Annotated in this window: 21 protein-coding genes; 16 read left to right on the top strand and 5 right to left on the bottom strand. The window is 59.7% G+C overall.

What is annotated here, in order from left to right:
- Nucleotides 1-21: 21 nt before the first annotated feature.
- Both AC2FFH_RS17930 and AC2FFH_RS17925 read right to left on the bottom strand, forming a co-directional pair.
- Complete coding sequence (locus AC2FFH_RS17930) at nucleotides 22-1761, bottom strand: heparinase II/III family protein (protein WP_496844997.1); 1740 nt, start codon at nucleotides 1759-1761, stop codon at nucleotides 22-24.
- A gap of 90 nt (nucleotides 1762-1851) precedes the next feature.
- The gene (locus tag AC2FFH_RS17925; protein WP_496844995.1) at nucleotides 1852-3108 is read right to left on the bottom strand and encodes an RsmB/NOP family class I SAM-dependent RNA methyltransferase; all 1257 of its coding nucleotides are present in this window, start codon (nucleotides 3106-3108) and stop codon (nucleotides 1852-1854) included.
- Nucleotides 3109-3197: 89 nt separating this feature from the next.
- Here AC2FFH_RS17925 and AC2FFH_RS17920 point away from each other — a divergent pair, with 89 nt between their 5' ends.
- Nucleotides 3198-3380, top strand: a complete 183-nt coding sequence (locus AC2FFH_RS17920) for a DUF1674 domain-containing protein (RefSeq protein ID WP_496726345.1) — start codon at nucleotides 3198-3200, stop codon at nucleotides 3378-3380.
- 4 nt (nucleotides 3381-3384) lie between these two features.
- On the opposite strand, the gene AC2FFH_RS17915 is transcribed toward AC2FFH_RS17920, so the two are convergent.
- A complete protein-coding gene (locus AC2FFH_RS17915) occupies nucleotides 3385-4239 on the bottom strand; it encodes a LysR family transcriptional regulator (protein WP_496726346.1) in 855 nt (284 codons plus the stop codon).
- Between the two features lie 99 nt (nucleotides 4240-4338).
- Between AC2FFH_RS17915 and tmpA the strand changes: the two genes are divergently transcribed.
- The 4 genes from tmpA (at nucleotide 4339) to AC2FFH_RS17895 (ending at nucleotide 7692) form a co-directional block, all read left to right on the top strand.
- Nucleotides 4339-5475, top strand: a complete 1137-nt coding sequence (gene tmpA, locus AC2FFH_RS17910) for a 2-trimethylaminoethylphosphonate dioxygenase (protein ID WP_496765424.1) — start codon at nucleotides 4339-4341, stop codon at nucleotides 5473-5475.
- Entirely contained in the window at nucleotides 5472-6062 is a 591-nt protein-coding gene (tmpB, locus tag AC2FFH_RS17905) for a (R)-1-hydroxy-2-trimethylaminoethylphosphonate oxygenase (protein WP_496765428.1), read from the top strand. Before tmpA ends, tmpB begins: the two co-directional genes overlap by 4 nt.
- Entirely contained in the window at nucleotides 6059-6727 is a 669-nt protein-coding gene (locus tag AC2FFH_RS17900) for an ureidoglycolate lyase (protein WP_496844992.1), read from the top strand. Before tmpB ends, AC2FFH_RS17900 begins: the two co-directional genes overlap by 4 nt.
- 107 nt (nucleotides 6728-6834) lie before the next feature.
- The gene (locus AC2FFH_RS17895) at nucleotides 6835-7692 is read left to right on the top strand and encodes a hypothetical protein (protein ID WP_496844990.1); all 858 of its coding nucleotides are present in this window, start codon (nucleotides 6835-6837) and stop codon (nucleotides 7690-7692) included.
- A gap of 6 nt (nucleotides 7693-7698) precedes the next feature.
- Here AC2FFH_RS17895 and dapB read toward each other — a convergent pair whose 3' ends face one another.
- On the bottom strand, nucleotides 7699-8508 hold the full coding sequence (gene dapB, locus AC2FFH_RS17890; RefSeq protein ID WP_496844989.1) for a 4-hydroxy-tetrahydrodipicolinate reductase: 810 nt from the start codon (nucleotides 8506-8508) through the stop codon (nucleotides 7699-7701).
- Between the two features lie 91 nt (nucleotides 8509-8599).
- Here dapB and rbfA point away from each other — a divergent pair, with 91 nt between their 5' ends.
- The 7 genes from rbfA (at nucleotide 8600) to AC2FFH_RS17855 (ending at nucleotide 13387) form a co-directional block, all read left to right on the top strand.
- Nucleotides 8600-8995 carry a 30S ribosome-binding factor RbfA gene (gene rbfA / locus AC2FFH_RS17885; protein ID WP_058274960.1) on the top strand — a complete coding sequence of 132 codons (396 nt, stop codon included), beginning with the start codon at nucleotides 8600-8602 and terminating at the stop codon, nucleotides 8993-8995.
- Nucleotides 8992-9729, top strand: a complete 738-nt coding sequence (locus AC2FFH_RS17880; protein ID WP_496765441.1) for a phosphodiester glycosidase family protein — start codon at nucleotides 8992-8994, stop codon at nucleotides 9727-9729. Before rbfA ends, AC2FFH_RS17880 begins: the two co-directional genes overlap by 4 nt.
- Nucleotides 9730-9789: 60 nt before the next feature.
- Complete coding sequence (gene truB, locus AC2FFH_RS17875) at nucleotides 9790-10695, top strand: tRNA pseudouridine(55) synthase TruB (protein WP_496726354.1); 906 nt, start codon at nucleotides 9790-9792, stop codon at nucleotides 10693-10695.
- Between the two features lie 21 nt (nucleotides 10696-10716).
- Nucleotides 10717-11220, top strand: coding sequence for a DUF1643 domain-containing protein (locus AC2FFH_RS17870; RefSeq protein WP_496844987.1), 504 nt, complete (start codon nucleotides 10717-10719; stop codon nucleotides 11218-11220).
- A gap of 95 nt (nucleotides 11221-11315) precedes the next feature.
- The gene (locus tag AC2FFH_RS17865) at nucleotides 11316-12323 is read left to right on the top strand and encodes a calcium-binding protein (RefSeq protein ID WP_496726355.1); all 1008 of its coding nucleotides are present in this window, start codon (nucleotides 11316-11318) and stop codon (nucleotides 12321-12323) included.
- A gap of 144 nt (nucleotides 12324-12467) precedes the next feature.
- Nucleotides 12468-12737, top strand: a complete 270-nt coding sequence (gene rpsO / locus AC2FFH_RS17860) for a 30S ribosomal protein S15 (protein WP_039543122.1) — start codon at nucleotides 12468-12470, stop codon at nucleotides 12735-12737.
- A 224-nt stretch (nucleotides 12738-12961) separates the two neighbouring features.
- The gene (locus AC2FFH_RS17855) at nucleotides 12962-13387 is read left to right on the top strand and encodes a VOC family protein (protein ID WP_496844985.1); all 426 of its coding nucleotides are present in this window, start codon (nucleotides 12962-12964) and stop codon (nucleotides 13385-13387) included.
- Nucleotides 13388-13432: 45 nt separating this feature from the next.
- Here the strand turns inward: AC2FFH_RS17855 and AC2FFH_RS17850 are convergent, their stop codons facing one another.
- Nucleotides 13433-14401, bottom strand: coding sequence for a LysR family transcriptional regulator (locus AC2FFH_RS17850; RefSeq protein WP_496844983.1), 969 nt, complete (start codon nucleotides 14399-14401; stop codon nucleotides 13433-13435).
- Nucleotides 14402-14481: 80 nt separating this feature from the next.
- Here AC2FFH_RS17850 and AC2FFH_RS17845 point away from each other — a divergent pair, with 80 nt between their 5' ends.
- From AC2FFH_RS17845 to AC2FFH_RS17830, 4 genes are read left to right on the top strand one after another with little or no spacing between them, the layout of a single operon-like run.
- Nucleotides 14482-16011 (top strand): trimethylamine methyltransferase family protein, encoded by a 1530-nt coding sequence (locus AC2FFH_RS17845; protein ID WP_496844981.1) that lies wholly within the window; start codon nucleotides 14482-14484, stop codon nucleotides 16009-16011.
- Complete coding sequence (locus AC2FFH_RS17840; protein WP_496844979.1) at nucleotides 16011-18377, top strand: GcvT family protein; 2367 nt, start codon at nucleotides 16011-16013, stop codon at nucleotides 18375-18377. The genes AC2FFH_RS17845 and AC2FFH_RS17840 overlap by 1 nt, the downstream gene beginning before the upstream one ends.
- Nucleotides 18374-20752 carry a GcvT family protein gene (locus AC2FFH_RS17835; RefSeq protein ID WP_496844978.1) on the top strand — a complete coding sequence of 793 codons (2379 nt, stop codon included), beginning with the start codon at nucleotides 18374-18376 and terminating at the stop codon, nucleotides 20750-20752. The genes AC2FFH_RS17840 and AC2FFH_RS17835 overlap by 4 nt, the downstream gene beginning before the upstream one ends.
- Nucleotides 20749-22074 carry an aspartate aminotransferase family protein gene (locus AC2FFH_RS17830; RefSeq protein WP_496844977.1) on the top strand — a complete coding sequence of 442 codons (1326 nt, stop codon included), beginning with the start codon at nucleotides 20749-20751 and terminating at the stop codon, nucleotides 22072-22074. Before AC2FFH_RS17835 ends, AC2FFH_RS17830 begins: the two co-directional genes overlap by 4 nt.
- The last annotated feature ends 8 nt before the right edge of the window (nucleotides 22075-22082 follow it).

Below are 22082 nucleotides of genomic sequence, written 5' to 3'. Positions count from 1 at the left end.
GGGTCAAAGGTCCTTTTGGCGTCAGTCAAACTCGGGCTCGTCCCGGTGTATATCCCGCACGGCATAGGCTGTGTCCTGGGCCTTGCTCAGCGTCCACCGGATGCGCGTCGCATACTCCATTGCGCGGCCAGATAGAACGATCTGTTTTGTCGCGCGTGGTTTTAAACGCCCGTTTTCCAAATAAACGCTTGGTTCTACAGACAATTTTCCGACGCCGTCATGGCGAAAAACCCAGATCTCACCACTTTTCAGCGCCATCGACACCGCAGCGCCCCCCAGATCCAGTGCCGCATCCACGTCCGGATGCAGGTGAAACCGGATGTCAAAGGCGATGCCCTTCAGGCCCGAGGCGTCCATCGCCTTGTCAAATTGGCGCTTCGCCTTGTCGGTGGCCGTCAGCAGAATATCCTCGCAGGCCAGCTCACGCCCATCAAAGCGCAGCTCAAAGGTACGCGCATGAGTCAATCCGAAGACCTTGGTATACCCGTCATGCCCGGCCATGAATCGCGTGCCTTCAAAGGCATCCTCGAAATCAATGGGAACCTCATGCGGCGCATCCACCAGTGCCTCGCGTTCGACTCCCTGCGTCGGTGGCGCCAGCCGAGCGCTTGAATACCCATCAAGGCACAGTGTCGAATGCGACGGTGTCGCCCGACCCGCACGCCGCCATTCCGTCCCAAAGCTTTCGCCCGATCCGCAATTGACCACCAGTGGTCTGCGGCCCGACGTCAGTTCGAAAGCGAGGGTCGAAGCATGGGCGTTGTATGACGCCGCCCCCTTGGGTGGAGTGGCGGCATCCACAATCACGCTGGTTCTGGCCGCATAAAGTCGGGCAAATCCCATGGACAGCCCCGTGGTGTGATGTGGCCTGACACCGCTTTGCGCCAGTGCCTGATCCAAACGCCCTTCGACACCGCGCCCACCGCCGTGAAACCGGGCCAAAGCCCCGTCCGCATGGCGCAGGCTGCGCAAGGTGGGGGCCATGCGTTTGATGGCACTTGCCTGCGCCCCGGGCGTGCCCCGGCCCAACGCGCTGAGCGCAGCCGAGGTCCATGAAAGCAGCATAAAGACCTCAAGCAGCTCTTCGGGGTTGCGGGTTGGGATACTGCCCTGTTCGTCTACCTGACTGTCACACTCGCGTGCCAAAGCACGAAGGGCAGGATCAGCCATTTGCTCCAACCCCTCCAGCGCCAGACCAGCCTGCACCAGCCCGGCAAGCGCCTCAAACCGGGGAAGACCGGGAGTCGCTGCCTTCCAGCGCTTGGACAAAAACCATGTCTGTTGGGCCAACGAACGAAAAAACATCCTGCTTTGGTGTTCATCTGCGCCGCGCAACAGGAAAATCGCATGGTTGATCCAGCGTATAACGCGTCGACCGGTCAGATCAGGTGCCCAGCCCGGCCCCTGACCGCGGCCATGCGCGTTAATCCAGCCCCAGACCCACCGCTGGGCCTTTTCACGCGCGCGCATATCGCCAACAGCCGCCAGATCGTCGAGCCAGGCAAAGCCGTGGCGTTCATTGTCAAACCCGGTACTGGGCGCGGTCACATCCCACAGCTCGGTATCCTGAGCTTCGACCAGATAGCCTGCGAACAGCAGATTTCCGGCGACCAACTGACGCCCGCGCGCAAATGAGCCGACCGTGCGTGGCTCCGGATCGCCAACAAACCCCGAGACCGCTTTGCGTCGCTGACTGAGCCGCGCGTAGAGACGGTTCTGAAACCGTGTCCACTGATTGGTCATGGTATCTGTCTTCGACATGACGCTCGTTACTCTGCCCCTTGCGCTCTGCTGGCGCCTGAGACCCAACGATAGACCGGGGCGATCGTCAAGTCATCGAAAAGCATGCAACTACGCCGATTTGTTCAGGAGCGCGATGTAGAACCCATCCATTCCACCAAGATCAGCCCAGTAATCGGGCCGCAGACGCAGGCCGCCTTCCTCGGTGATCCATTCGGACTCGATTCCGGCAATGTTCAAAGCCGCCCGATCCACCGACATATCGGGGTGTTGGTCCAGCGCTTCTTCGACCTGCACCTCGCCCTCATCCGGCAGGAGAGAGCAAGTGCAATAGACCAGCCGCCCGCCGGGTTTCAGCAAGCTCCAGGCGTGGGCCAGCATCCGGGCCTGCAGCTCGATCAGCTCACCGAATTCCGATCCGTCTTTGGCAAAAGGCAAGTCAGGGTGCCTGCGGATCGTTCCCGTGGCAGAACACGGCGCGTCCAAAAGGATGGCGTCATACTGGCCCTGATGTTCAAGCGCGTCGCCCGCGACGACAGTGGCAGTCAGTCCGGTGCGTTTGAGGTTCTCATGCACCCGCGCCAATCGCGATTCAGAGACGTCGAGCGCCGTAACATCGGCCCCAGCCGCCGCCAGTTGCAGTGTTTTTCCACCCGGAGCGGCACAAAGGTCGAGGATTTTTTCGCCCGATTTCGGAGCAAGTATGCGCACTGGAATAGCGGCCGCCGCGTCCTGCACCCACCAATCACCTTTGCCATAGCCCGGAAGGGCGGTGACCTGACCGGCATCGTGCAGCCGCATCGAACCGGTAGGCAGGGCCTCACCCGGTCCGCTGGCGCCCGGCTTCACAGACAGGTCAAGCGGTGCGCCAGCAAATTGCGCCTTTTCCATTCCCACGATTGCATCCTCACCCCATGCCATGATCAGCGGATCACGCAGCCATTCGGGCAAACGCGGCACGCGCATTTTGGGCCATGCATCGGGGCCTTCGGCGGCCACTTTGCGCAACACGGCATTCACTAGGCCTTTCAGCCGCCCGTGCTTGCGTGAACGCCCTACGATGTCGACCATTGAATTCACAACACCATGTGCCGCTTCACCGTGGCACAGCTCGACCGCGCCAAGGCGCAGGGCGTTATGCACGGTCAAAGCCGGCGTGCGGTTCAGGTGGTTTTCCAGCAGACGATCCGCACGCTCCAATCCGCGCAGGGTTTCCAGCGTCAGGCGTTGCGCCCGCGCGCGATCTTCAGGGGCCAACCGGTCCAGCGCGCCTGCGGCCAGACATTCGGACAGCAGGCGCCCTTCGCCCAGTATCTGATCCAGCAGATAGATCGCGCTGCGTCGGGCCGCTGTTGCGTTGTCGGACATGGAATCGCCTTTGAATTAATCCTCGCCCGCATTGCCAATAGCGGACGCGGGCGTATATCAAGCCCATGCACGGAAAGGAACCCGATGTCATGAGTAACGACCGCAAAGACCTGCCGCCTGCTGCCCAGCGCGCCCTTGCCGAAGCTGAAGAGCGGCGCCGCAAAGCCGAGGCTGAGGCAAAAGATATGCCCAAGGAACTGGGCGGTCGCGACGGCCCCGATCCGGCCCGGTACGGTGATTGGGAGAAGAAGGGCATAGCGATCGATTTCTGATCGCCTATCCCCGCAAAGCTTCCAGAAAATCCGCGATCAGAGCGCGCTGTTTCTTGGATTTCGCCCGTTCCTCGGGCCAGGTCAGCCAATACCCATCCTTCGTTTTCAGCTCTGGTAGGCGTAACCGGCGCAACCGTCCGTCCTGCAGATCCGCCTTGGCCAAGGGCACCGACCCCAACGCTACGCCCATGCCCTGACGTGCCGCAGACAACGCGTGTTCCATTGAATCGAAGCTGATGTTCGACGTAGTCACATCGCCCTGATCTGCCTTTCGCGCCCAATCTCGCCACCCCGGTCGTTCTCCGCGCAGATCAATCAAAGGCGCGCCCCATTCCACGCCCGGTGCCGCCATAGGCACCAGCACTTCAGCTGCAATCAATTCGGAATCCCGCCCCGGCCAAGCGCCCCGACCATAACGGATCTGTAGCCATGTCCGCTCTTCATCCAGCGACGACCGCCGCGCCACGGAATCGGTCAGAACACGCACCTTCGGCTGCATCTCCTGAAACCGGGCAAGACTTGGCACCACAAGCGCATGGATGTGCGATGACAAACCGGCCACCCGCAATTCGCGCGGGGATTTTCCAAACAGATCCTCGGTATTGCGTTCAAGCGCCTGCAAACTGTCTTGCACCAGTGGTAGGTAGCTTTCGCCTTCGACAGTCAGTGACACGCCACGCGCCTCACGCACAAACAATGTTCGACCCAGCCAGGCTTCAAGGTTGCCGATCCGCTGGCTTACGGCCGCTTGTGTCAGACCAAATTCCCTCGCCGCTGCGGAAAACCCGCCCAGACGCCCCGCCGCCTCAAAAACGCGCAGCCAGTCCAAGGGTGGCAACCCGATCTTTTTCTTAGCCATAAGTTTTTCCAAGCCTCAGCAGAAAGAAGGATTAATTGTCGTAATGCCACAAGGGGCGTATCTCCTCAACCAAAGCCCGCGCTGAACAGGAGACCCCCCATGCTGCGCTTTGCCACCCATGACGCCTCGGTTGTGACCGTAGAATTCGACACCGGCACAAAGGCTCGCTTTCACGCCATCTGGCTACGCGACAACGCGCTGGACCCCGAAACCCGCGCGCCCGGCAATGGCCAACGTCTGATCACCATCGGCGATATCCCCTCAGACATTTCGGTCAGCGCCGCCGAAATCAGCAATGGTGATCTGACAGTCACCTTTCAGCCAGAAGGCAAGATTGTCACCTTTCCCGCCGACTGGCTGGCCGAGCACAGCTATGACCGCGATCAAAACCGCCCCATGGGTCGGACGGCTCCCGGCATCACCACCTGGGGACGCGGCATCGACGCGCCCAGCGCAGATTGGGACGAGGTCCACGCCAATCCCGTCGCCAAGCGTGGCTGGCTGGCTGCGGTGGCCGAATACGGCTTTGCCAAGTTGACCCGCGGACCGACCGAGCCGGAATCCCTGCTGAAAGTCGCTGATCTGTTCGGCTATGTCCGCCAAACCAACTACGGCCCCTATTTTGAGGTCCGGACCGAGGTGAACCCGACCAACCTCGCCTATACCGGCCTTGGTCTGCAGGCGCATACCGACAACCCCTATCGTGATCCGGTTCCGACGCTGCAAATTCTGTATTGCCTGGAAAACAGTGCCGAGGGTGGTGATTCCATCGTGGTTGACGGCTTCCGCGCCGCTGAAAAACTGCACGAACAGAACCCGGAAGGTTTTGCCTTGCTGGCAGGCTATCCCGCCCGGTTCGAATACAAGGGCTCGGACGGTATCTGCCTGCGCTCACGCCGCCCGATGATCGAGCTATCGCCAGATGGTGAATTGGTCGGTATCCGGTTCAACAATCGCTCATCCGCGCCGTTCGTCGACGTGCCCTTTGATCAGATGGAGGCCTACTACGCCGCCTATCGCCAATTGGGCGAGATCATCGACGACCCCGCCATGGGCGTGTCGTTCAAACTGGAACCGGGTGAAAGCTTCATCGTCGACAACACCCGCGTTCTGCATGCCCGTCTGGGCTATTCCGGCGCGGGTTCGCGCTGGTTACAGGGCTGCTATGCCGACAAGGACGGGTTGCTGTCCACATTGGCCGCGATGGAAATGAGTCAACCGGAGGCCGCAGAATGAAGCCCGATTTCTCGACCCTGAGCCGGGAAAATATCGTGGCTTTCATCGGCGATATCTTCGACCGCCGCGGCGGTGAGGAATATCTGGGTGAGCCCGTCACCATGGCTGAACACATGTTGCAAGGTGCAACGATCGCCGAGCAGAACGGCCAGCCCGAGGAAATCATCGTCGGTGCATTGCTGCACGATATCGGACATTTCACGTCCGAGTTCGGCACCTACCACCCGGACGATACCGAAGACCGCCACCATGAGGATGCGGGTGCCGAAGTGCTGGAACAGTTCTTCCCCTCGGTCATCACCGATTGCTGCCGCTATCACGTGGCGGCCAAACGGTATCTCTGCGCGACCAAGCCTGAGTATTTCAACCGTCTCTCCGCCGCCTCGGTCCATACGCTGGAATTGCAGGGCGGGCCGATGAGCGCTGAAGAGGTCGCTGAATTCGAGAGCAACCCAAACCTGAAAGAGATCATCCAGGTGCGCTATTTGGACGAGGCGGGCAAACGGGCTGACATGGAAACCCCCGATTTCACCCATTTCGCACCGATGGTGCAGCGCATGGTCGACAGGCATCTGGGGGCGTCATGAGTGCACCGGAATACATCTTCGAGGCCAGCTCGAAACCGTCACTGCCGTGGCACGAGGTTCCGCTGATCCGGGCCACGGACACGTCGGTCAAAGGCTATGGCTGTTTGGTCGACGATCCCGATATCTTCGAGATTGAAATCACCCGTTGGCCGCAACAAGGCTGGCGACCGATTGACGAGGGAACAGGCGACGAAGGCGGCTGGGTCGAAGGCACGTTCAAATGCGACTGGCGGGGTGACGTGCTCTATGGTGAGAACGAGGCCGTCAAGGGCCACTATGTTCTGGGTTGGTCCGCTGATCCGCAACAGGCGCAGACCGGACTGCAGACGGTACAGCGCGATCAGGTTCTGCTATGGCACATGAACTATCACCCCGATGGCGGACAGATGTTCTGGCCATTGGACAACAAGCCCTTCATCGTGCCTGTCGCGCTGCCCGGCGATAACCTGACGCCAGATAAGGTGGTGGCTTTCTGGTGTGATGGTACGCGTGGCCTCTATATTCATCCCGGTATCTGGCACGAGGGGATTTTCCCGGTCGAAGACAATCAGCGTTTCCTCGACCGGCAAGGCAAGGTTCACGCCCGTGTCAGTGCCGATATCGGGACTGAATTTGGCGTGTATCTCGCCTGCCCGCTCCAGGCCGACAAAATCAAGGACCTATGAATTACTGGGCAAAACGCCAGTATCGCGCATTTTCACAATCCCTTAACCGTTGGCGGCCACATCTGTGATACGCTCGACAGTGTCCAACTCAAAAGGGGAGGGCTCTGATGGGATTGAATAGGCGTCGAGTGGTTCAGCTTGGAACCGCAGCAACGGTCGGAACGCTGTTTCCGGGCGTCGGGGCTGCTGCCACTGACCAGAATGACACGTTCGAACAGGAGTTCGCAAACACGCTCAATCAACTGAGAACCGCGTTCTCCGAGCTTGGTTTTAATGAGGCTGAGTCCCTGTCGCTGGCCTCGGGGGTCGACGACTATAACGGCGGGTTGCGACATGATTTCGATCAGTCCGTTCTGCCTTCGGGCGCTTATGTGATTCAGCCGCTGGCGCGCGTCGCGGACGTTGATGAAAAATCACGCGCAGACGTGTTGCCGATGTTTCACGAGGTCGGCTGTCATCCCGCTGATGCTGATGGGCAAGCCATGACCCGGCTGATGATGCAAATTCTGACTCAGAGCTTTGGCCTCGACCCGTCCCGCATCGCATTTGTCAGTGTGCCGCAAGCCGATGACATGCGCCCGGTGCTGGACGCGTTAGGCTTGCCATTCACCGAAAAGGTTCTGTTGCGCGATGAGGCCGAGGCATTGGCTGCACGCGATGCCTCGGGCTTTTTCTTCCCCGACCCATTTGGTGATGAGTACCTTGTGACAATGGGCGTCTACTATCGGCTGGGCGGCACGGATGAAACGGCCCCCACCGCTTACCCGCCGTCGGACAACTGGACCGAAATCGGTGAGGTTGTGATTGGCGGGCAGGCAGCACCCCTTGGCATATCCATAGGGGCCGAACGCCTGACTTATGCGCGTACAGGCCAATACCCGACCTGGGATCAGCGACTAGGCGCACTGTTTTCCAGGATCGAGGACGAGGGCGCCGAACCGCCCGGTCTTGCGGCGTTCCGTTAGAGGCGCTTAAAGTCCCAGCACATCCACCATGTCATACTGACCAGGCACTTTGCCCTGCCCCCACAGTGCCGCCTTCAAAGCGCCACGGGCAAAGATGGCGCGGTCGGTGGCCAAATGGCGCAGGACGATGCGCTCTCCGGGGGCGGCGAACAGGACGTCGTGCTCACCCACAATGTCGCCGCCGCGAATGGCGTGGAAGCCGATGTCGCCCCGCTTGCGCGCGCCGGTGATGCCGTCGCGGCCCCGGTCAGACACATCTTCCAGCTTCACGCCGCGCCCTTCGGCAGCGGCCTCGCCCAGCATCAATGCTGTGCCCGACGGGGCGTCGACCTTGTGGTGATGGTGCCCTTCGATCACTTCGATGTCGAAATCCTCATCCAGTGCAGCCGCGACTTTCTTGGTCAGTTGCACCAGCAGATTGACGCCAAGACTCATGTTCCCCGCGCGCACGATGACTGCATGGCGTGAGGCTGGTTCCAGCGCGGCGATCTGTTCATCCGACATGCCAGTGGTGCCGATCACATGCACGCAGCGGGCTTGCGCGGCCAGTGCCGCAAACTCCAGCGTCGCCTCGGGCGCGGTGAAATCGATTACGGCTTGCGCCTGCGCAAACGCCTCCAGCGGATCATCGGTGACATTCACACCCAGCGCCTGACCGCCCAGCGCCTCGCCCACATCCTGACCGATCCAGTCATGACCCGTCCGCTCGACCACGCCCACCAGACGCGCCTGATCGCTGTCGGTCACTGTCTTGATCAGCATCTGCCCCATACGGCCCGAAGCCCCTGTGATGACGATCCCCGGAATATGGGTCATTGCGCTGGTCCTTTTGTTGAATTCGGCTCAAAGCCTCCTACCCGGTTCGCGCCCGCTTGGCAAAGCCCTGCTTTGCGCTTAGATCGGGGATATGGCAAAGAACAAATTTCACGATGGCCCCGGCCCGTCCCAACGACAGCTGCGCGTCGGCGAACTGATCCGCCGCACCCTGTCCGAAGTTCTGGCACGCGGAGATGTCCACGACCCCGACCTGAACCGCATGTCGATTACCGTAGGTGAGGTGCGCACCTCACCCGATCTGAAGATTGCCACCGCCTATGTGCTTCCCTTGGGCGGCAAGGGGCAGGAGGATGTGATCGCGCTGCTGGCGCGCAACAAGGGTGAATTGCGGCGGGCGGTCGGCAAGAAGGTCGGTCTGAAATTCTCTCCCGATCTGCGGTTCCGGCTGGATGACACGTTTGACCGAATGGATGACACCCGCCGCATGTTCGATCAGGACGCGGTGCGCCGCGATCTGGACGAGTGATCCGCGCATTTGTCATTTTGGGCGCGGCCTTCTGGGCCGCGCAGGCTTCGGCGGTCACATGCGAGAAGGTGACCCATGAGGACAAGCGGTATACCGTATGTGAGGTGGATGCCGCAGGCGAAGAGCTGCGTTTATTTCTCAATGATGAAGAAGGCGACGTGCTGGGCCATTTCTCATCTGTGAACGAGGCACTGGCTCCACAGGGAAAGCGACTGGCATTTGCCATGAACGCGGGCATGTATCATGACGACCGCTCGCCCGTCGGGCATTATGTCGAAGGCGGTCAGGAACAGATGCGCGTGATCCCCAATGCAGGGCCGGGCAATTTCGGGTTGCTGCCGAACGGAGTGTTTTGTATCCGCGAAGGCCGCGCCGACGTGTTTGAAACCTTGGATTATGTGGATCAGGCCCCGCAGTGCCGTTTCGCCACGCAATCCGGCCCGATGCTGGTCATAGATGGTGAACTGCACCCGCGCTTCCTGCCCGATTCGACCTCGCGTTATGTGCGCAACGGTGTTGGTACCAGCGCAGATGGGACACGGGCAGTATTCGCAATCTCGGATGACTATGTCACCTTCCACGAATTCGGCAGCCTGTTCCGCGATGTCCTTGAAACGCCGAATGCTCTGTTCTTCGACGGCAATATCTCCCGGATGTATGAACGCGCAGGCAATCGGTCGGATGTCGGGTTTTCGCTTGGCCCGATTGTGGGCGTGGTCGAAGATACGCCCTGAAATTGACAGTAGCAGAGCGATCCGCTAGGTCGCGCGCCTCGGCAAGATTCAGGGTGTAGAATGGGACGCAAACGCAAGGGTCGCGACATTTCCGGTTGGCTGGTGGTGGACAAGCCCGCGGGCATGACCTCGACTGCAGTAGTCAACAAGGTACGCTGGGCGATGGATGCCAAGAAGGCGGGCCATGCGGGCACACTGGACCCCGAAGCGACTGGCGTACTGGCCGTGGCACTAGGTGAGGCGACCAAGACCGTTCCCTACATCACCGATGCGTTGAAAGCCTACACATTCACCGTGCGTTTGGGTCAGGCCACCAATACCGATGATGCCGAAGGCGAAGTGATTGCGAGCAGCGATGCGCGCCCATCGGATGACGATATCAAACAAGCACTGGCCCCGTTTCTGGGTGATATCATGCAGGTCCCACCCAAGTTCTCGGCCGTGAAAATCGACGGCCAGCGCGCCTACAAGCTGGCCCGCGATGGCGAAGATGTGGAATTGGCCGCACGTCCGCTATGGGTTGAGGAGTTGATTTTGGTCGACCGCCCCGACGAAGACCACGTGACGCTGGAAATGACCTGCGGCAAGGGCGGCTATGTCCGCTCAATCGCCCGCGATCTGGGCGCGGCGCTGGGATGCCACGGACACGTTCGGGAACTGCGCCGCATCTGGTCCGGCCCATTCGATGTCGAAGACGGGTTGAGCATCGAAAAGATCGACGAGATGGCAAAGACCACTGCGCTGGACGACTACCTGCACCCGCTGGAAACCGGCCTCGCCGATCTGCCTGAATTGAAATGCACACCCGAAGGCGCAACCCGCCTGCGCAACGGAAACCCGGGCATGGTTCTGGCCTCGGACGTGGAATACGGCGATGAAGCCTGGGCTTCGCTGGACGGCAAGGCCGTGGCGGTAGGGATCTACAAATCGGGCGAATTGCACCCCAGCCGGGTGTTCGTTACCTAAGCCACGTGCTAGGCGAAGGGCATGATTACCCGAACGCACACCAAGGGCGACGCGCCCTCGACCGCCATCTATTCCGACTGCGAGAATTATCGCTATAGCCTGACCCGTATCTGGGATCCTGCGGGGCGCAAAGCTCTGTTCGTGATGCTGAACCCGTCAACCGCGACCGAAGTTCAGAACGACCCGACGGTGGAACGCTGCGAGCGCCGAGCGCGGGCGCTGGGGTTCGGAGCGTTTCAGGTAACCAACATCTTCGCATGGCGCGACACGGACCCGCGCAAGATGCGCGCTGCTGCCGACCCGGTAGGACCCGAGAACGACGCGGCTATTCTGGACGGCGTGCAATGGGCCGATCAAGTCATCGCCGCCTGGGGCACCCATGGCGCGCATCTGGACCGTGGCCCTGCAGTTGAAACCCTTCTGCGCGACACCAGGCAGCCGCTGTTTCATCTGGGGCTGACCAAGGGCGGGCATCCCAAACACCCGCTTTACATCGCCTATACCCAACAGCCCGAACCTTGGTGATCAACGGTTAACCACAAGTTCAGCTTGGCTTTGACCAACTGACTGATCATATGGGATATTTCACCCTCGGAGCAGTGCGTTCTCGGAGGGTTGCCATGTTTCTGTTCGGATTGCTGAGCCTGGCCGCAATGGGCGGAGCAGCCTATGCGATGGGCGGTATTATCGAGGCTGACGACGACACCGAAGAAGACGAGATCATCGAAGATGAACCGCAAGAGATCTCTGACGGCAGTTATCTCGAGATTGATGAAACCATCGACAAAGTCGAAGAGGCCTCGACTGGGACCATAGTCTCAGAATTCGAAGGCGATTTGGTTGTGGCCGGGGACGACGACACAAACATTCTGACCGGGCAAGATGGCGACGACCAGATCAACGGCTACGGTGGCGACGACACTGTGCTGGGGGGCATGGGCGATGACACTCTGCATGGCGGCGTTGGCGTTGATACAATCCAGGGCGGCGAAGGCGATGATGTTTTGCATGGCGAAAGTAACGATGACGTCCTGTCCGGTGATGATGGCGACGACAAGATTTTTGGTCATTTCGGCGACGACAGGCTGGACGGCGGCGATGGGGATGACGATTTGTACGGCGGTCAGGACAACGACACGCTGACAGGAGGCGCGGGCGAGGATGCGCTGCATGGGGGCTATGGCGACGATGAGCTTGCTGGTGGCGCAGGTGAAGACGTCTTGTTTGGCGGCGACGGTGACGACGTGCTGACCGGTGAGGACGGCGAAAACGAAGACTCCGTGGATTTTCTGAATGGCGGTGCCGGCGACGACATTATAGCTGCCCATAGCGGTGACATCGTGACCGGAGGCGAAGGCGCTGACAGCATCCACCTGAACCCCGAGGAGGATGACGATGCCGTCAAGGTCATGGATTTTGAACCCGGGCAGGACAAGCTGTTGATCTCGTGGGAAGGCGAGGAATATCCGGAGATCAACATTGAAACAGACGCTGAAAACGAAAACCTGACCCGTATCATGGTCGACGGACAAGACGTCGCCCAACTGCTGGGTGCCAAAGGGTTGACCCTGGACGATATCCAACTGATCAACGGTCAGGAACTATCGCAGCTCAATGCGCTGAGTTGAAGCAATAGAATCCCTTTGCCATTTGCTTGAAATCCGCTTATACGCGCCCATCCGCATCGGAATCAGTGCGGTTTTCTCCATGGGCCTGTGCTGGACGACATCCCGGCCTGCGCCATCAACTCTAACCTTTTAAAGGAGACCCCGATGTCGATTACTGCCGCTGAAAAAGCACGCGTCATGAAAGAATTCGGCACCAAGGACGGCGACACCGGTTCGCCAGAAGTCCAGGTTGCCATCCTGACCTCGCGCATCACCACCCTGACCGAGCACTTCAAGACCCACAAAAAAGACAACCACGGTCGTCGTGGTCTGCTGAAAATGGTCGCCCAGCGCCGTAAGCTGCTGGACTACCTGAAGGGCAAAGAAGAAGCGCGCTATCAGGACCTGATCAAAAAGCTGGGCATCCGTCGTTAATTTCGGATCTTACCGCTTTTGGATTTCGGACGCCCGCCCTAATTGGCGGGCGTTTTTTGTTGGATCAGGGAACGCGCGCTCGGAGTAGCGGTATGGTGGGGCTCAATCCGGCTTGCAGTTCACTAACTCTGTCGGCACTATCCCGGGACCTGATCAACAGCTGCTCAATACCTCAGTCCCCCAAGCACACATCCAGTGTGTGACGACAAGTAAAATGGAACCAAATGAAGCTGGAATTTCATCATATTAACCTGGTGGCAGACGACGTTGACCGCCTACACGACTTTTATACAAACGTCTTGGGTTTGGGTGATATTCCGCAGCAGAATTTCCCGCGCTCTGAAGCAACCGAAGACGCCGGTTATGACGGCCAGATCCGCTTTGCAACGGACGGCAGCATGCAGATGCATCTGGCGGAACGGGACTTTGACGTCGCTTTCAAAAATGATCAGTTCATCAATCCAGTGAGCCGCGGACACATTGCGTTCCGAACGGATGATCTTGCCGCTGTCCTGAGGATACTTGATGAAAACGCGGTTCCTTATTCGGACTATGGCACTGCCTTTTCGAAAGAGTGGCACCAAGTGTTCTTTCGCGACCCCGAAGGCAATGTTGTCGAAGTTCACCAACAGGTAGCAACTTTAGGCTGAACCTGAGCCCGAAGTTCCCCGCGCTGTTCAGCTTGTGACGGCGCGCTAGACCATATCGTACTCTACGCTTTTTGCTCCGATGTCGCCCATGTGGCCGGTGATGCGCTGCACCAATTTCTGCCTGGACATATCTGCAAGCGCCTCCGGAAAGCTCTGAAGCTCTTCCTTTCTGGCGACAACTGTCAAAGTGCGCGAAAGGCCCGAGACCGGAAGATCTTTCAACTGCAGGCTCATATTCTCAACCAGACCATCGATCAGCAGTGTTGGCGTCAAAAGGCTGAACCCCTGACCTGCAGAAACACAGGACGTAACCATGCTGGAGCGGTCCGCCTGGATGACCTTGTCGGGCTCAAACCGCAATCGGCGCAGATGCTGCGCAATCTGGCGGCCCGCGTTGGTTGTATCTCCGAACCGCACCAGAGGAAGCCGCGTTTGGATCGCCTCCAGGCTGTCTGTCGGGCCGTCATATGCTTCGGGAAGAACCAGAAGGTATCTTTCGGTCAGAACGTGATGACGCTCCAAGCCATCCATATCCAGAAACGGGTTAGATGTGATCGCGAGGTCCGCTTGTTTCGTCCGCAGCAGGTGTTCATGGTTGCCGCTTTGGCCAGCATGCAGGGTAATATCTTCGACATTGAACTCACGCTGCGCGAAATCGACCAAAGAGGGCGTCAGCGTCGTGGCGATCGAGGCTTGAATGCCGACCCGCAGCAGCGTCAGGGATTTCTGGCCAACGTGGCGCAGCTCCGTTTCCATGTCGGAAAGTGCATCCAGAATTTTCTGCGCTCTTCCATGCAAACGCGCACCCGCATAGGTCAGCCGCGCCGGACGTGTACTGCGATCCAGAAGCACAGTGCCGAAGGCCTTTTCCAGCGCTGTGACGTGCTGGGAAGCCGCCGGCTGCGACAGATTCAGAAGTTTTGCGCCCGCCCGCATCTGACCCGTTTCCGCAACGGCGACGAAAACCTCAAGTGAACGCATCAGACTTGGTGAGAGTTTACGATGACCCAGCATTGCTCATCCTTAGTATAAATAATCTTTATACTGTTGGAATTTTCTTGGTTTACGTCAAGCACTCGGTCAACCCTTTGGCCATGACACGTTCGCGCTCATCTCGACGCCGTAGGGCCGCTGGACCTCGCACTCTTCCCGAGGCGCGCGCGCCGTATATTCTGCGCAAGCTTTCGACTTTCAATGTCCTCAGCGAGGCCGGCCTGCAACAGATCGAGGCCAATGCTGATACCATCCTTGCCGAAACCGGGATGGAGTTTCAGGACGACCCGGAAATCCTGAGCATTTTTGCCGATGCAGGCTGTGACGTCGACGGCTCTCGCGTTCGGTTCGCGCCGGGGTTCTGCCGTAATACGATCATGGCAACCGCGCCAGCACAGTTCGTTCAACATGCCCGAAACCCGGCCAACAACGTTCAGCTGGGCGGCGACGCCAGCGTGTTATGCCCGGCTTGGGGTCCGCCCTTTGTGCACGATCTGGACAGCGGGCGGCGCTATGCCTCGCATCAGGATTTCGTCGACCTGATTAAGCTGCATCACAGCCTGCCCTGGCTGCACCATTCGGGCGGCGTGGTCTGCGAACCGGTGGATTTGCCTGCCAACAAGCGCCATCTCGACATGCTCTATGGCCATATTCGCTATTCTGATCGAGCCTTCATGGGTGCCTTTATCGGGGCCGAACGCGCGGGCCACGCAATCGACATGGCACGAATTGTGTTCGGCGAAGACTTCGTGGCGGAAAACGCCGCCCTGTATTGTGTCTCGAATACAAACGCGCCGTTGGTGATGGACAGTCACATGTCGGGCGCGCTGAAAACCTATGCCCGGGCCGGGCAACCGGTCGCTTGCACCCCCTGGGTTCTGACCGGGGCCATGTCGCCGTCAACCGTTGCCGGGACGCTGGCTCAGGTGCTGGCTGAAACCATGGCAGCAATGACGCTGACCCAACTGGTGAACCCCGGGGCACCCTGCTTGATGGGCAGTTTCGCCTCGACCATGTCGATGAAATCCGGTGCGCCCACTTTTGGTACGCCCGAAGCCGGGTTGATGGTTTTGGCGGCCGGACAGCTTGCTCGCAGGCTGGGGGTGCCGATGCACACGGTTGGCACGCTCAGCGCCTCAAAAGTTTCGGACGCCCAGAGCCAGCAAGAGGCCACATGGGGCCTTATGATGTCGATGTTCGCGGGTGCCAATCTGATCAACCATGCAACTGGATGGCTCGAAGGTGGGTTGGTGACCTCGTTCGAAAAAACGATCTTGGATCATGATCTTTGTGGCAAAGTCGGACGGTTCTTCGATGGAATCGACATGAGCGAGAACGCTCAGGCGATGGAGGCAATTGCCGCGACTGGACCGGGGCGGCATTTTCTGGGCTCTGAGCATACGCAGGCCAATTTCATGTCCGCATTGTTCCGGCCCTGGACCCCGGATGACAATTCTTTCGAACAATGGCACGCGGCCGGAGAGTTGGATGCCGCAGCCCGCTCCAATGCAATCTGGAAAGAGCGGCTTGACGCATATCAAGACCCCGGTCTCGACCCCGGCATCGACGCCGCGCTGCAGGACTATATCGCGCAGCGTAAGGCCGAGAAGCCAGATCAGGATTACTTCTGATGAGCCGTTTCTTGATTATCGGTGGTGGCGCCATTGGCCTCAGCCTGGCCTACCATCTGGCCAAACGCGGTTCGAATGACGTCACTGTTCTGGAGCGCAATCAGCTGACCTCGGGCACGTCCTGGCATGCGGCGGGGATTGTCGGTCCACTGCGTGCAACGCCAAACATGACCCGATTGGCAATGGCCGCACTTGAGGTTTTTCCGACCCTTGAGGCCGAGACTGGCATGTCCACTGGATATCGCCAAACCTCTGGCTATTGGCTGGCCCGCGACCCTGCCCGTTTGGACGAGCTGCGCCGGATTGCGGATCTGGGCCAGACCCTGGGATTGACACCACGCATGATCGAGGCCTCGGACGTGCCCCTGTCACACCTTGATCTGAGGAACCATTTCGGTGCGCTGCATGTGCCGGAAGACGCCAATGTGAATCCGGTCGATTTGTGCATGGCATACGCCAAAGGTGCACGGGATCGTGGCGTTTCAATCCGCGAACATACCGGGGTTCAGTCCCTGCGGAAAAAGGGTCAGCGGATCACGGGTGTAACCCTGACCGATGGGACGAAACTGGACGCCGATCAGGTCGTTCTTGCCACCGGCGCTTGGTCACGTGAGCTGGCCGCCAATGTTGGCGTCGCGCTTCCGTTACAGGCGGTCGAGCACATGTATGTTGTCACCGAACCCATGCTCGACCTGCCCAACCCGTTCCCGGTGATCCGAGATCTGGACCGGGGCATCTACATCAAGGGCGATGCGGGCAAGCTTGTGATCGGCGGCTTTGAACCCAACGCCAAATGCTGGGACGCATACGGCCCCGAAGGCGACCGACCCTTTCTTGAACTGGCCGAGGATTGGGATCAATTTGCCCCTTTCATGAAGGCCGCATTAGAGCTGTGCCCCAGCCTTGAAACGGTCGGCATCCAGCATTTCATGAATGGCCCAGAAAGCTTTACCGCAGACACAAGGCCGCTTGTTGGTGAAACCACGGTCGATGGATTGTTTGTGGCTGCGGGTATGAACTCGGTCGGGGTCATGTCTTCGGCGGGGATTGGGCGGGCGCTGGCGGATTGGATGGTCGACGGCCACCCCCCGATGGACATGTGGGAGGTCGATGTCGCCCGGGTCGACCCGCACACAGCCAGCGCTGAACATATGGCCGACCGCATGGAAGAGGCCGTCGCGGATCTTTTCGCTTTGCATTGGCCATATAAACAGCCCAACGCCGGCCGAGGTCTGCGCACCACAGCACTGCACGATTTCTGGGCTGAGGCTGGGGCGCATTTTGGCCTGACGGCCGGGTGGGAACGCGGGCTGTATTACGGCCCGGCACAGCCCTATTCGACAACAGATCAGGGGTGGTGGTCGCTGGCTGAGACCGAAGCGGCAATCTTGGATCAGGGCACTGCGCTGATTGACCTGAGTCCGTTTACCAAACTTGACATCACCGGGCCGGATGCTCTTGCAACGCTGAACCGCCTGACGACCGCGCAGATGGACGTGCCCATTGGTCGGGCTGTCTATACGCAGATACTCAACGCGCGAGGTGGGATCGAAATGGATGTGACCATCACGCGGTTGGGTCGGGATGCATTTCATCTGACCTCGGGCGCCGCCACGCGGATGCGCGATCTGATGTTCCTGCGCAGGCATTTGAAGGGCGATGTGTCTGTCGAGGATTTGACCGAAGCATTCTGCACAATCGGTGTAATGGGAGGTGGCAGCCGGACGCTGCTACAGGGTCTTGGCAGCCTACCAGAAATGGCATTTGGCTATACCGCCACCGCCGAAATGGCAGGCATTACTTGCCGCGGCACGCGCGTTAGTTTTGTCGGAGAATTGGGCTGGGAACTAACCGTACCCAACGCGCAGGCCCCTCAGCTGTTCGACACCCTCCACAAGGCAGACGCGCGCCCGCTGGGTCACTATGCGGTGGATGCCTGCCGGTTGGAGAAGGGTTTCAAACACTGGGGGCATGAACTTGGCCCCAAGATCACTCCGCTGGAAGCCGGCCTGGGGTTCACCATCGACTGGGACAAGGAGTTTCAGGGCAAAGCGGCGCTGGAACAGCAAAAGTCCAACGGCTTGCAACAGCGCCTGATCCTTCTGCAGGTTCACGGCAATGCCCTGATGCTGCATGACGAACCGGTGTTCGAGCATGGCACCCATGTGGGGCTGACAACCTCGGGCGGGCGCGGGCCGCGTACGGGGCTGAACCTGTGTTTTGCCATGGTCGCGGTCCAACCGGGCGAGACGTTGGCCCAGACATGCGATCGAAAATTCACGGTTCGGGTCGCCGGGCAGGACTATCCCGCTCAGCCCTTGCGACGCCCACCCTTTGATCCCTCAGGCGAAAGGATGCGCGCATGATCAAGGCGCAGGTTACTATCATCGGCGGCGGGGCCATGGGCGTGTCGCTGATGTATCATCTGGTCAAGGCTGGCTGGTCCGATGTTCTGCTGGTCGAGAAAAACGACCTGACCCACGGATCGACCTGGCATGCGGCGGGACTGTGTACTCATTTCGCGCATAATCCCACCATTCAGGAATTGCGTGCTACCTCTGTTCGGCTTTACCGCGATATACTTCCGCAGGAAACAGGACGCGATTGCGGCTTTCACCGCTCGGGTGCGATGCGGATCACACGCAACCCCGACCGAATGGACGAGTTCCGCCATGTGGCCGGCCTGTCCGAATTCACCGGTTACCCGCTGGAGGTGCTGACGCCCGAGCGCATCGCCGAGCTGTTCCCTCTGGCCAAACTGGATGGGCTGATCGGGGGGATCTATGAACCCGATGACGGCCATGTAGACCCTACGCTGGCAACCCACGCAATGGCTGAGGTTGCTCGGCGTGGCGGGGCTCGGATCATACGCAATTGCGCAGTCACCGCGATTGAGCGTCAGCAGGACCATTGGCGGATTGCGACTGCGAAAGAGATCATCGAAACCACCCACATGGTCAACGCTGCAGGCACCTGGGGTTGGGAAATCGGACATATGATGGGCCTCAACATCCCGTCTGTTCCGGTGCTGCACCAATATCTGGTGACGGACACGGTGGAAGCCGTGTCATCGCGGATCAAAGAGGGATTGCCAGAGCTGCCGATCATCCGCGACCCCGAAGAAAGCTGGTATGTGCGGCAGGAACGCGATGGGCTGATCCTTGGGCCGTATGAAAAGGACGCCAAGGTCTGGTCCGTTGATGGTGTGCCACCGGAGTTTGGCGCGGATCTGATGCCGCCGGATCTGGACAGTGTGGAACATATCATCATGGCCGCGATGGATCGGATTCCGGCGCTGGAAACCGGTGGTGTAAAATCGGTGATCAACGGCCCGATCACGTTCACGCCCGACGCCAATCCGCTGATCGGGCCTGCGCATGGGCTTCAAAACGCGTGGCTTTTGACCGGCTCGTCGATGGGCGTCATGGAAGGCGGCGGCGCGGGCTGGTTCCTTGCGCATTGGATGACCCACGGCGCGCCGCCGATGGATGCGCTGGCCGTGGACTCGCGCCGCTTTGGGTCCTGGGCTGATCGTGATTATCGCGTGGCCAAGGCCGTCGAGTGCTTCGGCCTGCAATTCGGCGTGCACTATCCGCACGAAGAACGCCCCGCCGGGCGCGGTCTGCGCCTGTCTCCACTGCATGACCTAATGGTCGAACGCGGCGCGGTGATGGGTGCGGCCTATGGGTGGGAACGTCCAAACTGGTTCTCGGACACACCCGGAGCAGTCGCCGACGAAACCTTCCGTCGCGCCAATTGGTTCGAACCCGTGGCGCAAGAGGTCGAGGCCGCGCACAACCGCGTCGCCATGGGCGACCTGTCGGTGTTTTCGAAATTCGACGTCACCGGCCCCGATATCGCGGCCTTCCTACAAGCATTGGGCGCAAACCGCGCCATCCAGCCGGGCCGGATCGGTCTGACCCATGCGCTGACACCCAAAGGCGGCGTATTGTCGGAATTCACCGTCACACGCTTGGCCGAGGATCACGCCTATCTGACCAGCGCCGCCGCGGCCGAGCAGATCGACCAGGATCTTCTGACACAGGTTGCCAAAGGCTTTGACGTCACCGTTCGAAACGTGTCTGAGGATCTGGCAGTTATCGGCGTCATGGGACCCAAATCCGCCGATGTGTTGCCCGAGTTGAACCATATGCCCTGGCTCACCGCGCAAGAGACCCATGTAGGCGGGATTTCCCTGCGCGCTCTGCGGGTGTCTTATCTGGGCGAATGTGGCTGGGAATTGCATGTGGCCAAAGAAAATGCCGTGCAGCTTTTCACGACGCTGGAAGAGGTCGCCAAACCGCTTGGTCTTGGGTTCTATGGGGCCTATGCAGCAAACTCCATGCGCCTTGAAAAAGGGTATCGCGGTTGGGGCAGTGACCTGACGACCGAACGCAGCCCGCTTGAGGCCGGTCTGACCCCGTTTGTCCGCAAGGACCTGCGCCACGGACTGGGCCGAGACAACACGTGGGATATGGTGCTGCTTGAGGTCGAGGCCGGTGAGATTGACCCGTTCTACTCCCACACGATCTGGAAAGACGATCTGCCCGTTGGGATCGCCACCTCGGGTGCCTATGGCCACCGGACCGGAAAAGTTCTGGCCCTGGCCTATCTGCGCGACCAGACCGCGCGAGACGGGCTGACCATCTCAATACTGGACCAGCATCGTGCGGCAACCATCCTGCCAAAGGCTCCCTTTGACCCCGAAAACTCACGCTTGAAAACCGGAGGTTCCGAATGACCGACCACGCCCTTCACACCGACTGGGACTTTTCGAACACCGCCGCGCGACGGGACCAGTACTATGCTGCCTCACTAACGCGGTTCACACCGTTTCGCGAACCTATCGTTTTCAAGAAAGGTCAGGGACAATACCTTTGGGATACGGATGGTCGGAAATACACCGATCTGCTGGGCATGAATGTCTGTATCTCGGTCGGGCACTCGCACCCGCGCGTGGTGGCGGCGGCAGCAGCACAGGCGCAGGAACTGACCCACTGCACGACAATGTTCTACCACCCGACACCAGCACATCTGGCCGAAGAACTGGCCGCGACGATGCCCAAAGGACATGACTGGGTGGTGCATCTGACCAACTCCGGATCCGAAGCGGTTGATCTGGCGATGACCATGGCGCGCACTTACACAGGCAATCTGGATTTACTTGCGCTGCGCACCGCATATCACGGGCCAACGGCTGCGGCGCAGTCGATTACCGGTATCTCGGGCTGGCGTCACCCGGGCATGCCCGGCAACGTGGCCTTTGTGCCGGAACCCAATCAATACCGCGGCATCTTTGGACAGGGGACCCAGCCCTATCTGGATGAGATTGATCACACAATCGCCACAGCCACATCCGGCAATGTAGCGGGCATATTTGTCGAAAGCGTGCAGGGCTATGGCGGCATCATCGAAATGCCCCCCGGCTATATGTCCGGCGCAGCCGAGCGCGTGCGCGCGGCAGGAGGTCTCTACATCGCGGATGAGGTGCAATCCGGCTTTGGCCGCACTGGCGAAAACTTCTGGGGGTTCGAAGCGGACGGCGTCGTGCCCGATATCGTCGTCATGGCAAAAGGTCTGGGAAATGGCTTCCCGATCGGGGCGGTTGTGGCCAAGAAACATATTGCGGAACCGATGGCGGAAAGGTTCATGTTCCACACCTATGGGGCCAACCCGACCTCGGCTGCCGCAGCCCGTACGGTTCTTGCTGTCATGCGGGACGAAGGGTTGCAGGAAAACGCCCGCGTTGTGGGGGCCGCCTTGCTGGAAAGGCTGCACGGCTTGAAAGACAAGTATCAGGTCATTGGCGATGTTCGAGGGAAAGGCCTTATGCTTGCGCTGGAATTCGTAAAAGACCGGGATAGCAAAATGCCGGACAAGGACATGACCACAGAGGTTTTCGAAGCCTGCCGCGCACAAGGAATTATCCTGTCAAAGTCCGGTCCGTTTCAACAATGCCTGCGGATGGTGCCGCCGTTGTGTTTGTCGTTAGACGACGTGGATCAGGTGGCGAACAGTCTTGATCAAGCGCTCGAAACTGCTGTGAGTGTCGAAGAAGTTTAAGCTTCAGG

The organism is Ruegeria sp. YTSC003 (assembly GCF_059609785.1).
Note: the sequence above shows the minus strand (reverse complement) of the source record. Positions and strands in the feature narration are given on the sequence as shown.